This window comes from Croceimicrobium hydrocarbonivorans (genome assembly GCF_014524565.1).
GTDB classification, from domain to species: Bacteria; Bacteroidota; Bacteroidia; order Flavobacteriales; family Schleiferiaceae; genus Croceimicrobium; species Croceimicrobium hydrocarbonivorans.
Genome location: NZ_CP060139.1, coordinates 3,884,048 through 3,896,474 on the forward strand (window position 1 = coordinate 3,884,048; position 12,427 = coordinate 3,896,474).

The window sequence follows — 12,427 nt, forward strand, 5'->3', positions numbered from 1 at the left end:
AAGTTCTTAGATATCCCAGCTAAAACCAAGACTTAGGTTAGCTCCATTATAAACGCCAAAGGTATAATCTGCGCTCACGTATCCGAATACTAAGAACTTAAATCGTAAACCTAAATTTCCGGCCCATCCGCTACCACCAGTGCTGGAAATACTGATTGGGTCTGTAATGCTTTGCTCTGGGTTTAATGGATTACCCGGATTGATATAGTCATAAGTGCCTGAAACATCAATAGATGAGTTCAAGAAATTATAACCCACACCACCGTAAATAGTAATGAATAAGAGTTTTTTACTGACTAACAAACGAGTCACAAAAGCACTGGCTTCCATGTCGATTCGCTTATCATTATTGGCATCGGGCTCAATATCCTGACCCAAGTTTAATTGGGAATAAGATGCAAAGGCCGCAATACTAAAGGGAATCAAACCTCCTTTGGGGATATAATTGGTGATATCATTTTTAAGACCCACACCCCAAATGCCTATTTCGGAACCGGTTAGGAAAGGCACACTGGTGGTAGGTAAATAACGTCCGCTTAATTCAAAATCGAAAGGCAAGCCAATTCCAGCGTGAATAGCCATCATAGGGGCAATGGAAACGCCTAAACCACTGGGCATATTAAATTCGGCATTGGCCAAACCCTGCAAATTGGGATCTGAATAACGTAAGCGCACCCCTGCATTATCTTCACCAAATACGGTTGGGGTCACATTGTCGGATGGATTTACTAATTCCAGTTCCTCCAGTTTAGTGGGATCAATTGTAAAGGATTGAAATTCGGAAGGCACAATCGCCACCGATGGGGTAAAGCCTAATTCGAAACGAAAGGTCTTCTTCACTTTGGCCGTATTGTACCAACCCTGTGTTAAGCCAAAGGCCATGGCTTCGCCGAAAGGCTGCAAATATCCACCACCTAAATAGTTGATATCATTCTGAGTTCCGGCGATAGAAGGACCAAAAGAAATTTGTGCATTTAGCTGCAAAGTCAGAGCAGCAAAGAGAAAGAGAGTAGCTATTTTTTTCATCTGAGGCTTTTTTCAAAAATAGAAAATTCCTCGGCGCCCTCAGCTTAGCTTTAGTTTTTCTCCTTCCAAAGCCAAAACTTCCCATGCCAATAGCTCTCGGATCAAGGCTTTCGCCTGATTTGGATTTTCAAATAGTTTCTCCAATTCAGCATAGCTTTTTGGACCGGTTTCCAAGGCCTTTCGGATAATAGCTATGGCATTGGGCTTATTAAGCGGGGATTTCTGACGTCTGCAAACATCACAAATGCCGCAATCCTCATTCAGGTTCTCACCAAAATAGGAGAGTAGGTTTTTCAAACGGCAGAGATCATCAATTTCCACAAAGTCTATTACCGCTTGTAATTGCTCTAAAAGCTCTGCCTTGCGCTTTTCGATAAACTGATCGCTCAATTGTAGATCCTTAAAATGCTGTCGGTCCTGCATTAAGGCCAGGCTGCCATGATCAGAGGCAGGGAGGTAATCAATCAATTCATGACTGTGCATCTGCTGCAAGGCCGCCTTAATCTTATAGGCGCTGGTATCCAGTCTTTGCGCTAAAAGGTTTTCATTGATGCGACCATAATCAATATCCAATCCGCCGTAAGAGCGTAAGAGTACCTTAAGGATTTTATCCAGCTGAGGATTCCGCAATTGATAATCGTATAAGGTGCGCCGATCTGCTTTTAAATGGAGGAGGGAGAAGCTGCGACCCTGACTGTTGAATTCCAAAATCGCTTCCTTATTCAAGATGTTTAAAGCCTGTAAAGCCATATTGGGCCTGAATCGATAGCGTTCGGCAAAGGCCTTAAAATCGAATTCATAGGAACTGCCTTCTGCACTACCAATTCCGATTTGCAAGAAATTGATGAGCGCGCGATATACTCGAATCACTTCCTTACGATCTGGGAACGAGGCTAGAAACTTCTGCCTTAATTGAACCACATCCGAAGGGCCAACCAATACAAAAGACCAGGCTTTCTTGCCATCACGGGCCGCCCGACCCGCTTCCTGAAAATAGGCCTCCAGGGAATCCGGTAAATCCAAATGAATCACCAAACGAACATCGGGTTTGTCAATACCCATCCCAAAGGCATTGGTGCATACCATCACGCGACAGCGATTTTGAACCCAATCCTTTTGCTTGCTTTGTCGTTCTTCCACACTGAGACCGGCATGGTAAAAATCAGCGGTATAGCCCGTTTGCTTTAACCATTGCGCTACTTCTACCGTTCCCCGGCGATTGCGAAGGTAGATTAAGGCCGTTCCCGGAATTTTATCCAGTAACTCCTTGCAGCGGCCCCATTTGTCCTCCGTTTTTAAAACATTATAAGCCAGTTCCGGACGGGCAAAGCTCTTTTTAAATACCTGTGCTGTTTTATTGAATTGCAGCTTTTGCTGAATATCCTCAACCACTTTAGGGGTGGCGGTGGCGGTTAAAGCCATCATGGGGATATCCGGGAAAAGCTCACGCAGCTTATATATTTCTAGATAGGGCGGTCGGAAATCATAACCCCATTGACTGATACAATGTGCCTCATCCACCACCAGAAAGTTCACCTTAACAAAGCTGAGGCGATGCATTAGTTTCTCCGACTGCAGGCTTTCGGGGGATAGGTATATGAATTTGTAATAGCCATTGCTGGCATTGTGTAGGGCTAATTCCTTTTGACTGCTATTTAAAGAAGAGTTTAAGGCTATGGCCTGAATGCCCACTCGCTTTAGGTTTTCCACCTGATCCGTCATGAGGGCGATTAAAGGTGATATCACTAAAGCACAGCCTTCACGAGCTAGTGTCGGGACCTGAAAACAAAGGGATTTACCTCCACCCGTAGGTAGCAAGGCCAGGGTATCCTTATCCTCCAAAAGGGATTGAATAATGGATTCCTGCATGGGCCGAAACTCCGAATAGCCCCAATATTGCTTTAATATTTGGTGGATGTCTTTATCCATCCAAGCCTAAATGCTCTAGAATATAATTTACCCTTTCGGGTGGACTTATTTTGGGAACTTCCAAAACCGTATAACCCATTTCAGAATACATTTCGCGTAAAGCACGGTCGATGTCTAACATCAAATCCAAACCTTCCCAGCGCACTTCATCGGTATCGTAAATATCTTCCCAAGGCGGCATTAAGAAAATTTCAGGATGGTAAGGATAGGCGCGGGAGGCTTCTTCTAGCTCACTGTTCTGCAGACCATCACGACGCAGATAAGCTAGATTATCCAAAATTCCACGATCGTAAAAAGTGATGCCATCCCGGGCTAAATCAAACTGATTTACCTGACGATCGAATAATTCAATGCCAAAACTGGCGTGATCTTTCCAGGGAACCCGGTCGCTATCTAGGGCTTGCTCTTCTGCAATTAATTGACGAGCCATTTCCGGAATCACCAAATAACCTTTGAGTTCCAAAAGATTAAGGACCGTGCTTTTACCGGTTCCGGGAGCGCCGGTTACAATAACGCGTTGTTTTCGGGGCATATCAGTAATTGAGCCCAAATTTTCGGTAGATAAAACCTAAAATCCAAGCCGGACCGATTAATAAAAATTGAAGATCTTTTAAAAAGGAAGGTTTGGCTCCTTCGATATGGTGTCCGATGAACTGACCAATCCAGGCCACTGCAAAGATGAGCAGGCTACTTTGCCATAGTGGAAGAGGACCGAGCATTAATAATTTAGTAAGGTATAGGCATAAGGCCGAAAATAGAGCAATGCCAATGAAAAGCGGAAAGGATAAGCGCAGGTAAAAAAGCAGGCCGAAAATGATTAAAACCGTCCCGAAATGTAGATAGGGCTGCCAGCCTTCCGCGGCCCAGCTATTCAGGAAATCATGAGGTATAGCGGCCAATAACGCGATAATGCTGAAGAAGATTGAAGGCACGCAAATAAAGTGAATCAGTTTATTGGTAGGGTTTTGATGACTTACCGCATATTCATCAAACCAAGTTTGAATACTTTTCATGGTCGATATTTAGTATTGCCTAAGTTAATTAAGTTTTCAACTTTTGCGGAATGGACCCGCGCAAGGAAAAATACATGAAACTGATGGGGCAGCTCACGGAAGGTTTTGATTGGCCTTCAGTGTACATGTTCAAATTTATTGTCCCCGCCGATAATTCGAAGATCGCTCAGGTTGAGAGTCTTTTCAATAGCAAAGAAGCACAGATCAGCATCCGCAATTCCCGTAAAGGAAATTTTGTGAGCATCACCGCCAAGGAGCTGATGATGAGCCCCGAAAAGGTGATTGAGCGCTATTTGGAAGCAGAAGGTATAGAAGGCCTAATCTCTCTCTAATTACTGGCCAATAGCTTCGGCATTAAAAGATACGAGCTCTGAGTTTTCAATTTGGAGACTAAATTCTATGGGATTGCAGCAACGCTCGCAGTCCTCAATATAGCTTTGTTCCCTCACCGATAGGTCTACCAGTACCGATACCTCAGAAAAACAATAGGGACAGGTATAGAATACTTCCTCCATTAGCTTAAACGAGCTTTTGTTTTTCGGGTACAATAAAGGTTCCGCGTCCGCCCACTACCAGGCGTTCTACCGGACTATTAGGATGATCTGGATGTATGGCCTTCTCCTTGCGGTAATTCACAAAGAAATGGGCCGGGAAATCACCATAATGAGTATCCTTTTGAATGGCTTCCCGCACTACTTTTTGGGCATCTAAAAGCAGTTCTTCCAATTTAGCCTCGCTAAGATTTTGGCAAGATGTATTGGGATGCACGCCACAATTAAAGAGTACTTCATCGGCAATCCAATTGCCAATACCAGCATAGTGCTTTTGATCTAAGAGGGCGGTCTTTATAGCGATCTTTCGATTGGAAATTGATTTTATAAAATCCTCTTTTGCAACATTTAAGAGGTCTTTACCTAAATTGGAACTTAATCGATAAGCTTCCGGACTTTCTACAATTTCAATCACCCCGAATTTGCGTAAATCGCGGTAAGCCAGTTTATCGCCATCCTCAAATTGAATCACAAAGCGGGTGTATTTCGGCAGTTCATTATGCCGGAATAATTCCAGGTCGCCGGTCATGCCAAAATGAAGGTGCAACCAATTGCCTCCTGAAATTTGAGCAAAGAGGTATTTGCCAATCCGCTCGGTTTTTAGGAAAGCTTGACCAATCAAAGCCTTTTCCAGCTCTTCGGGGCTGGTTTTAAACACTTTGAAGAGGGGATCGTGAAATTCGAGAGCGCTAATTGTTTTATGCATAGCCGCCTTTTCAAAATATTGGCGCATGATCTCTACTTCGGGTAATTCCGGCATCTTTATCTTTGCTTTTAGAGTCTCAATAATACCATCTTTTTAGCGCATTGTTTGCAGTAGTCGACATTGAAACCACCGGATCTTATGCCCGCGGAAATGGCATCACGGAGATTGCTATATACATCACTGATGGTCTGGAAATTAAGGACACTTATAGCACACTCTTGAATCCGGGGCAGTCGATTCCTTTTGCCATCCAACAACTTACCGGTATTGATGATTCGATGGTAGCGGATGCCCCAACTTTTGCTGAAAAGGCGGAGGAAATTCGCGAATTCCTGGCCGATCATGTCTTTGTGGCCCATAATGTGAGTTTCGATTTGGGCTTTGTGCAAGCCGCATTTAAGGAAGTGGGAGTAAATTACAATCCGCGACGATTGTGCACCGTGCGCTATTCGCGTCGCATTATTCCAGGTTTACGCTCTTATAGTTTATCCTCCCTTTGCAAGCATTTTAATTACAACAATCAAAGTGCACACCGGGCTTGGGCCGATACGGAGGTAACTACCAAGATTCTGCATCAATTATTGGCGGCCGATACCGCTGGGATTTGGCAGAATATGATAAAGCTCAATCAAGGGGAGTTGAATTTGCCCGCCAATCTTCCGGCTGATGAATTTCACAATTTACCCATGGCGGCCGGGGTTTATTATTTCTATAATGAAAAAGGGGAGATCCTTTATATCGGCAAGGCCAGTCGCCTGAAATCTCGCGTAGCCTCTCATTTTACAGCGGATAAGAGTAGTGCCCGTAGTGCTGCTTTTAAGCGTGATATTGCGCATATACATTATCGCTTATGTGGGAACATTCTGGTAGCCGGACTTCTGGAAGACCATGAAATTCGTCGCTATTGGCCTCCTCATAATCGAGCCCAAAAGAGTCCCAAACTACGATTTGGAGTTTTCGCCTATCGCAATCAAAATGCGGATTGGTGTTTGGGCATCAATCGAATCGGTGGACAGCAAGCCTTTATTGCCAAATTCCATAGTTTGGAAAAGGCTCGTACTTGGCTAGCAGAGATTGTAGAAGAGCGCAATTTGGACCCAAATCGTTGTGGATTCCCCAAAGGAAGTGGCGATACGGCCGATGATCACAATGCCAAGGTGGAGGCTTTAATGGCAGAGATGCAGTCGGTTCAAAGCGCTATGCTATGGATTGGTGCCGGTAGAACGGAGGAGGAGCAGAGCTTTGTGTATATGGATAGTCAGGGTTTCCAAGGCATTGGCTTTGTACCTCGAGAGCAAAGTATTGAGCGAGCCGAGCATATTGAGCCTTATCTGGAACGCTTGAATAAAAGTGCCAGTACGGAAGGAATCCTAAAAGAAGGTTGGAAAAAGCTTACACTTAAGCAGATAGAACTTCCTGAAGAAATTCAATCGAACGGTTTACTTTTTTAAGGCTGGCTTCGGGTAATTCTGTGGTATTCCAAGGATGTTGACGATCGAAGGTATGACCAGTTTCCGGAATAACCGCAACTCTCGCTTCAGGCTGCCATTGCTTAAGATCGTAGGCATGCTTAATAAATACCGCCTCATCTTCTTCACCATGAATAATCAGCCAAGGAGCCTTAATGGCGCGAGCAGCGGCTTCTACATCCAAATCCGCTTTATGGGCCTTATACTCTTCATAAAGGCTATAGCCAATCGGTAAATCCTGAGCGGTTCTACCATTCTTACGTGTGAAATATCCTTGCTCAGCCCAGTCCTTAATTTCCTCCGGCGAAAGTTGATCCCAGGGGGTACGTGCGTGGGAAACGGCGGCCCAGGTGATCAGGGCTTTGATGCGAGCATCTTTGGCTGTGGCCAGAATGGCATCCGCGCCACCACGACTATGACCGATTAAGAATATGTTTTCGGAATCCAGCTCCAATTCGGGATGTGGGGATTCTACAAATTTGAGAATGCGCTCCAAATCCTTTTGCCGTTTCAGATAGCTATCCTCCTTATAGGCCTCCAGATCGAAGAACTCAGTAGGACGGGCAGGAGTGGTGCCATTATGCGAAAAATTGAATTTTAGGAAGGCGAAACCTGCTTCAGCAAATTTTTGGGCGATTAAATCCATACCACCCCAATCTTTAAAGCCATTAATGCCATGCGCGTAAATCACTACCGGCAAAGCTTTAGCGCTCTTAGGGAAGCTGATGTCCACGCTCATAGGGATTGAGTTTGATCCTGCTACATGATATTCTTGATGATAAATCTCCACGTCTTCCAATTTTAAGTGGGCAATACTACTATAAAAAGAATCCTGACACCCTTGAGGATTTTCCTAAAGGGGTCAGGACTTTCAGCTTAATTGCAAGCGGTGAGCTGAAATTTATTTAGAGGACCATTTTTCCATGGCTTCTTCTAACATCGCTCCGTAAGCAAATTCCTTGCTGGCTTGATTGGCTTCTTCAGTGCCAACTTCCATTGCTTTCTCAGCAGCTTTCACAGCTTTTTTGTTTTCGCCTAAAGCGTATAAAATCTCACCGTGAACGTAATGTGCATACCAGTTGTCGGCCTTCAATTTCAAAGACTTCTCAATGTATTCCAAGGCTGCTTTCTGATCAATATTATTACGGGTATAGTAAATAGCCGCATTGCGGTTTACTTTCCATAAATCATCTTCATTGGAATTGGCTAAGGCTGCTTTGATATTAGCAATCGCTTTGGCCTGTACGTCTACTTCAATTGGTAGTGACAACACCTTATTAGCCCAACGAATCACTAATTCAGCTTTACCACCATCGATAGATTGGAAGTCGATCGTTAAAGTTTCAGTGCTTTCCTGAGTAGTTAGGGCTGCAACATCAGCACGAAGCACATCTTGTTTTTCATCATAACCATCTGCACCCCATAATTCGGTATTCTTATTCAGAATAACAGTCCAGGTATCTTGATTAGGAATTGTGAATAAGCTGTATTTCCCGGCAGGAACCAATTGACCCGCGAAGGTAACGGGCGTATTAAACTCAATTGCCGTGGCCTTATTAGCACCGGTACGCCATACTTTTCCATCAGGAACTAAGTCTCCAAAAACTTCGCGCCCCTTAACACCAGGGCGGCTGTATTCTACGGTAAAATCAGTTAAACCAACACGTTGCTCTAAAGTAGAGAAGGGGCTAGGCGCTGGTAAATCCTGGGCGTTCATGGCAAAACTGGCAAAGGCCAGCATAGCTAGTACTGTTTTTTTCATTTTGGTATTTTAATTAAGGTTCAAACATAGAAAAAGCAATTCGGTTTAAAGGCGTTCAAATTTCCCTGATTTGAATTCCCAGGATTGCATTTCAATTTGAGCGGCAGCCTCCTTGAATTGAGCATAATGATTTTGCTCAGATATAAACTCCTGAACCACTTCTGTGTAATTATCCATTAAGCCTAAAATGAGCTCCGTTACTTCACGTACGGCATGTTCATCACCCTGACTAGCAGTAATATAATCAGCTAAATCAGATCCGGCTACCAAGCCTAAAAAGAGGGGATTAGCCAATCGGCCTACACAAAAACGCAGACCCACTTCACGGGCTACGGCCAGGTCTAATACATCATCAAAAACATAGCAAATTTCTTCGGCCTTAAGCTCGTAATGCTCCATAAAATGCCGCAGGGCTTCACCTTTGCGAATAGCCCGCTGGTACACCACATTAGCCTGATGATTTTGCATTAATTCACGAGCCACCGGATTTGCCGCTCCGGTAATCACTCCTAAATAGGGAATGCTGCCATATTTTTTGAAATGCCCATAACGAAGCATGCGTAAACCGGCGGAGTCGACCTCACTAAAGCGACTGCCTTCACTGCCCAGCTTGGAGCCATCATTAAAAACGCCATCCCAATCAAAGAGATAGGCCTTGATTTTGGGGAGATGCTCACGAAGGTCATAAGCACTGCGTAAAAACTGCCCACCGATGTCGGTAAAACTATCTTCTAATTCCAGTAAGTCCATAATTCAAATTCTAGAGCTAAGGTACCAAATAGGCGAGGGGAGAAAGGCTTATAAACATCTTAAAGTGAAAAGAATCTTTGAATTAACCTGTCATTAAGATTGACTTCATACTTGCAATGAAGCTTTGCCCTCAAATAGAATAATATGGCCAAACGTGAACTTCCTTTGGTGGTAATATCCGACACACACTTAGGTACTTACGGATGTAGAGCAGAAGAGTTGTATCGTTATTTGAAGTCGATTAAGCCTGAAACTCTGGTTTTAAATGGTGATATTATCGACATCTGGCAATTCCGGAAACGTTATTTCCCCAAGGCTCACCTTAAGGTGCTTAAGCAGATTATCTCCATGGCTTCCAAAGGCACGAAGGTGTATTATTTAACCGGAAATCACGATGAGGCTTTGCGCCGATTCAGTGACTTCACCTTAGGGAATATCACCCTAGCTGATAAATTGATTTTAGACTTACCGGATGGTAAAGCTTGGATTTTTCACGGGGATATTTTTGATGCTTCGATCCAAAATGCCAAGTGGCTGGCCAAGCTTGGGGGCTGGGGTTATGATTTGTTGATCATGATTAACAGCCTGCTTAATTGGGCTTTGGAGAAAATGGGAAGAGAGCGTTACAGCTTATCCAAAAAGATAAAGAACAGCGTAAAAAAGGCGGTGACCTACATTCAGAGTTTTGAGGATACTGCCGCAGAATTGGCCATAGATCAGGGTTACAAATATGTAATTTGCGGCCATATTCATCAGCCCCAGCAGCGCGAAATAAAAAGCGAAAAAGGCAGTTGTACTTATCTCAATTCCGGCGATTGGATTGAGAATCTTTGCGCTTTGGAGTTTAATGGTGAAGCCTGGGAGCTTTATCAGTACGATACTAAGCCACCCCTTACGGTGGAGTCGGAAGATGAGGAATTGAACGATCTGGATCTGCAACGCATTATTCAAAAGGTAACTTTCGATGAAAGAACACTGGCCTCCTGAGCCACGCATACTTTACGCTTTTCAAGGAACGGGCAATGGTCATGCCTCTCGGGCAGCGGAATTAGTGCCCTTATTAAAGAAATACGCCCGGGTAGAGGTATTGTGCTCGGGACATAATCGTCAGCTTTCGCTGGATTTTCCTGTAGATTTTCAACTAAATGGTATCAGCTTTAGCTACAATAGCAAAGGCGGTTTAAGCTATCTGCAAACCGCTTTAAAGGCCAATTTCCTGCGGTTTAAAAAGGAAGTCAAAGCTTTGGATCTAAGTGCTTATGATCTGGTCCTTAATGATTTTGAACCGGTATCAGCTTATGCAGCCAAGCGCCAAGCTGTAAAACTGATTGCCTTGAGTCATCAAGCTTCATTTCTCAGTGAGAACAGTCCTCGTCCCCAAGGCAAACACCCTATAGCCGAGTGGATATTTAAACACTATGCCCCGGCAAAAGAGGCGATGGCTTTTCATTTTAAGCGCTACGATAACTTCATCCATCCTCCGGTATTACGTCGCGAAATTCAAGATTTGGAAAGCATCAATATGGGGCATTATCTGGTTTACCTACCAGCTTATAGCGATGCAGTAATTCGCAATATCCTCAAGCAAATGAGTAATAAGGAGTGGATTGTATTTAGCAAGGAATGCCAAAAAACCTATACGGATCACAATCTCCGCTTTGAGCCCATCCAAGGTGAGGCCTTCTTAAAATACCTGGCTACTTGCGAAGGATTACTCTGTTCGGCAGGATTTGAAGCCCCAGCGGAAGCCTTATATCTGGGTAAAAAACTTTTCGTGATTCCTATTAAAGGTCAGTATGAGCAATTCTGCAATGCCGCGGCTTTGGAACAAATGGGGGTGCCCGTAAGCAAGGATCTCAATGCTCGTAGCCTACAGCTCTTGCAAGATTGGGTATATCAGGAGAATGCGAATCCCCCTTTGGAAGTAGCCGATCCGGAAAGCTTAGTGCTGAAATTACTAGAACAAGAGGGACTCTTGAAAAATAGAGTACTTCTGGCCTAAAAAACACTAAAGACTCAATCCTGCGTTATTCCATTGGAATTCGTAATTTTGCCAGCTGATTTATGAGGAAAAGACTTGTCATCCTATTAAGTGGCTTCTTGCTTTTGGCAGGAAGTGCCTGTAATGAATATCAAAAAGTATTGAAGAGTCCTAATGTGGACTTTAAATACGAGAAGGCGGTGGAGTACTACAATGAAGGTGAGTACGACAAAGCCTATCCACTTTTTGATGAGTTATTGGTTTTATACCGCGGTTCTGAAAAGGCGGCAGATGTGTATTACTACTATGCCATGTGTAGCTTTGAGCTGAAGGATTTCATCTTGGCCGCTTATCACTTCAAGAACTTCGCGAAAACTTTCCCTACCCATCCTAAGACCGAAATGGCTTATTATATGGTAGGCTATTGCCATTATCTGGAGTCACCCGATTATAGCTTGGATCAAGACTATACTTTTAAGGCGATCAATGATTTACAGCTTTTTGCCAATTTGTATCCAAACAGTGATAAATTATTGAGCACCAATGAGCTGATCGATGAATTGAGAGCGAAATTGGAGCGTAAATCCTTTGAGCGCGCCATGCAATATTTCCACATGGAATATTATCAATCGGCAGTAGTGAGCTTTAATAATGTGATGGATGATTATCCGGATACAGAATACCGCGAAGAGGCCATGTTCCACAAATGTGTAGCCGCCTATCGTTTTGCCGATAATAGTATTTCTGAAAAGCAATTTCAGCGCTATATTGAAAGTCGTACCGCTTACCTGGATTTCAAAGAGTATTTCCCAGAAAGCGATTACAATAAAACATTGGACAAGTTATTTGCCAATATTGATCAGCAGATCAGCGAGCTTAAACCACAATCCTAATAAATTCTCGTAGATGGATTTTAAAAAAGTAGATGCCCCAAGAAACACCGTAACCCGCGACCATAACGATTTGGATCGCCCTACTGGTAATGTTTATGAGGCGGTTTCCATTTTAGCTAAACGCGCCGATCAGATCGCGGAAGACATGAAAGTGGAATTGCACGAGAAACTGAATGAGTTTGCTACTCATAACGAATCTTTGGAAGAAATTTTCGAAAACAAAGAGCAGATTGAAGTTTCTCGTTTTTACGAAAGTCTCCCCAAGCCACATCACATTGCGGCTACCGAATGGGAGAGAGATGAAGTGTATTTCCGTCGTCCTGCCGAAGAGCAAAAGGAAGACTAAA

General features: G+C 43.7%; 15 protein-coding genes. 6 read left to right on the top strand and 9 right to left on the bottom strand.

What is annotated here, in order from left to right:
* Nucleotides 1–6: 6 nt before the first annotated feature.
* The 4 genes from H4K34_RS17420 to H4K34_RS17435 are packed head-to-tail and all read right to left on the bottom strand — an operon-like array spanning nucleotide 7 to nucleotide 3,968.
* Nucleotides 7–1,026, bottom strand: coding sequence for a DUF6588 family protein (locus tag H4K34_RS17420; RefSeq protein ID WP_210758662.1), 1,020 nt, complete (start codon nucleotides 1,024–1,026; stop codon nucleotides 7–9).
* A 39-nt stretch (nucleotides 1,027–1,065) separates the two neighbouring features.
* Nucleotides 1,066–2,955, bottom strand: coding sequence for a RecQ family ATP-dependent DNA helicase (locus tag H4K34_RS17425; protein ID WP_210758663.1), 1,890 nt, complete (start codon nucleotides 2,953–2,955; stop codon nucleotides 1,066–1,068).
* The gene (locus H4K34_RS17430) at nucleotides 2,948–3,487 is read right to left on the bottom strand and encodes an AAA family ATPase (RefSeq protein ID WP_210758664.1); all 540 of its coding nucleotides are present in this window, start codon (nucleotides 3,485–3,487) and stop codon (nucleotides 2,948–2,950) included. The genes H4K34_RS17425 and H4K34_RS17430 overlap by 8 nt, the downstream gene beginning before the upstream one ends.
* 1 nt (nucleotide 3,488) lies before the next feature.
* Nucleotides 3,489–3,968: an Mpo1 family 2-hydroxy fatty acid dioxygenase gene (locus H4K34_RS17435; RefSeq protein ID WP_210758665.1), complete on the bottom strand. Its 480-nt coding sequence runs from the start codon at nucleotides 3,966–3,968 to the stop codon at nucleotides 3,489–3,491.
* 50 nt (nucleotides 3,969–4,018) lie between these two features.
* Between H4K34_RS17435 and H4K34_RS17440 the strand changes: the two genes are divergently transcribed.
* Nucleotides 4,019–4,300 carry a DUF493 family protein gene (locus H4K34_RS17440; RefSeq protein ID WP_210758666.1) on the top strand — a complete coding sequence of 94 codons (282 nt, stop codon included), beginning with the start codon at nucleotides 4,019–4,021 and terminating at the stop codon, nucleotides 4,298–4,300.
* Here the strand turns inward: H4K34_RS17440 and H4K34_RS17445 are convergent, their stop codons facing one another.
* The gene (locus H4K34_RS17445) at nucleotides 4,301–4,483 is read right to left on the bottom strand and encodes a CPXCG motif-containing cysteine-rich protein (RefSeq protein ID WP_210758667.1); all 183 of its coding nucleotides are present in this window, start codon (nucleotides 4,481–4,483) and stop codon (nucleotides 4,301–4,303) included. It abuts the gene before it with no gap.
* 4 nt (nucleotides 4,484–4,487) lie between these two features.
* A complete protein-coding gene (locus tag H4K34_RS17450; RefSeq protein ID WP_210758668.1) occupies nucleotides 4,488–5,279 on the bottom strand; it encodes an Fpg/Nei family DNA glycosylase in 792 nt (263 codons plus the stop codon).
* Nucleotides 5,280–5,326: 47 nt separating this feature from the next.
* On the opposite strand from H4K34_RS17450, the gene H4K34_RS17455 reads away from it, so the two are divergent.
* The gene (locus H4K34_RS17455; protein WP_210758669.1) at nucleotides 5,327–6,676 is read left to right on the top strand and encodes an exonuclease domain-containing protein; all 1,350 of its coding nucleotides are present in this window, start codon (nucleotides 5,327–5,329) and stop codon (nucleotides 6,674–6,676) included.
* Here H4K34_RS17455 and H4K34_RS17460 read toward each other — a convergent pair.
* From H4K34_RS17460 to H4K34_RS17470, 3 genes are all read right to left on the bottom strand, one after another.
* Nucleotides 6,624–7,433, bottom strand: coding sequence for an alpha/beta hydrolase family protein (locus tag H4K34_RS17460; RefSeq protein WP_210758670.1), 810 nt, complete (start codon nucleotides 7,431–7,433; stop codon nucleotides 6,624–6,626). The two genes, H4K34_RS17455 and H4K34_RS17460, sit on opposite strands and share 53 nt — an antisense overlap.
* A gap of 162 nt (nucleotides 7,434–7,595) precedes the next feature.
* Complete coding sequence (locus H4K34_RS17465) at nucleotides 7,596–8,456, bottom strand: DUF2911 domain-containing protein (RefSeq protein WP_210758671.1); 861 nt, start codon at nucleotides 8,454–8,456, stop codon at nucleotides 7,596–7,598.
* Between the two features lie 45 nt (nucleotides 8,457–8,501).
* Complete coding sequence (locus tag H4K34_RS17470) at nucleotides 8,502–9,206, bottom strand: HAD family hydrolase (protein WP_210758672.1); 705 nt, start codon at nucleotides 9,204–9,206, stop codon at nucleotides 8,502–8,504.
* Nucleotides 9,207–9,350: 144 nt separating this feature from the next.
* On the opposite strand from H4K34_RS17470, the gene H4K34_RS17475 reads away from it, so the two are divergent.
* From H4K34_RS17475 to H4K34_RS17490, 4 genes are all read left to right on the top strand, one after another.
* On the top strand, nucleotides 9,351–10,193 hold the full coding sequence (locus H4K34_RS17475) for a UDP-2,3-diacylglucosamine diphosphatase (RefSeq protein ID WP_210758673.1): 843 nt from the start codon (nucleotides 9,351–9,353) through the stop codon (nucleotides 10,191–10,193).
* Nucleotides 10,171–11,208 carry a glycosyltransferase family protein gene (locus tag H4K34_RS17480; RefSeq protein ID WP_210758674.1) on the top strand — a complete coding sequence of 346 codons (1,038 nt, stop codon included), beginning with the start codon at nucleotides 10,171–10,173 and terminating at the stop codon, nucleotides 11,206–11,208. The genes H4K34_RS17475 and H4K34_RS17480 overlap by 23 nt, the downstream gene beginning before the upstream one ends.
* Before the next feature lie 62 nt (nucleotides 11,209–11,270).
* Nucleotides 11,271–12,080, top strand: coding sequence for an outer membrane protein assembly factor BamD (locus H4K34_RS17485; RefSeq protein WP_210758675.1), 810 nt, complete (start codon nucleotides 11,271–11,273; stop codon nucleotides 12,078–12,080).
* A gap of 13 nt (nucleotides 12,081–12,093) precedes the next feature.
* Nucleotides 12,094–12,426, top strand: coding sequence for a DNA-directed RNA polymerase subunit omega (locus H4K34_RS17490; protein ID WP_210758676.1), 333 nt, complete (start codon nucleotides 12,094–12,096; stop codon nucleotides 12,424–12,426).
* The last annotated feature ends 1 nt before the right edge of the window (nucleotide 12,427 follow it).

Bases quoted from the DNA above. Each gene is read 5' to 3' on its own strand.
- H4K34_RS17490 (WP_210758676.1), top strand. From the start codon at position 12,094: ATGGATTTTAAAAAAGTAGATGCCCCAAGAAACACCGTAACCCGCGAC.
- H4K34_RS17445 (WP_210758667.1), bottom strand. From the start codon at position 4,483: ATGGAGGAAGTATTCTATACCTGTCCCTATTGTTTTTCTGAGGTATCG.
- H4K34_RS17480 (WP_210758674.1), top strand. From the start codon at position 10,171: ATGAAAGAACACTGGCCTCCTGAGCCACGCATACTTTACGCTTTTCAA.
- H4K34_RS17430 (WP_210758664.1), bottom strand. From the start codon at position 3,487: ATGCCCCGAAAACAACGCGTTATTGTAACCGGCGCTCCCGGAACCGGT.
- H4K34_RS17465 (WP_210758671.1), bottom strand. From the start codon at position 8,456: ATGAAAAAAACAGTACTAGCTATGCTGGCCTTTGCCAGTTTTGCCATG.
- H4K34_RS17435 (WP_210758665.1), bottom strand. From the start codon at position 3,968: ATGAAAAGTATTCAAACTTGGTTTGATGAATATGCGGTAAGTCATCAA.
- H4K34_RS17425 (WP_210758663.1), bottom strand. From the start codon at position 2,955: ATGGATAAAGACATCCACCAAATATTAAAGCAATATTGGGGCTATTCG.
- H4K34_RS17420 (WP_210758662.1), bottom strand. From the start codon at position 1,026: ATGAAAAAAATAGCTACTCTCTTTCTCTTTGCTGCTCTGACTTTGCAG.
- H4K34_RS17450 (WP_210758668.1), bottom strand. From the start codon at position 5,279: ATGCCGGAATTACCCGAAGTAGAGATCATGCGCCAATATTTTGAAAAG.
- H4K34_RS17460 (WP_210758670.1), bottom strand. From the start codon at position 7,433: ATGAGCGTGGACATCAGCTTCCCTAAGAGCGCTAAAGCTTTGCCGGTA.
- H4K34_RS17470 (WP_210758672.1), bottom strand. From the start codon at position 9,206: ATGGACTTACTGGAATTAGAAGATAGTTTTACCGACATCGGTGGGCAG.
- H4K34_RS17440 (WP_210758666.1), top strand. From the start codon at position 4,019: ATGGACCCGCGCAAGGAAAAATACATGAAACTGATGGGGCAGCTCACG.
- H4K34_RS17485 (WP_210758675.1), top strand. From the start codon at position 11,271: ATGAGGAAAAGACTTGTCATCCTATTAAGTGGCTTCTTGCTTTTGGCA.
- H4K34_RS17475 (WP_210758673.1), top strand. From the start codon at position 9,351: ATGGCCAAACGTGAACTTCCTTTGGTGGTAATATCCGACACACACTTA.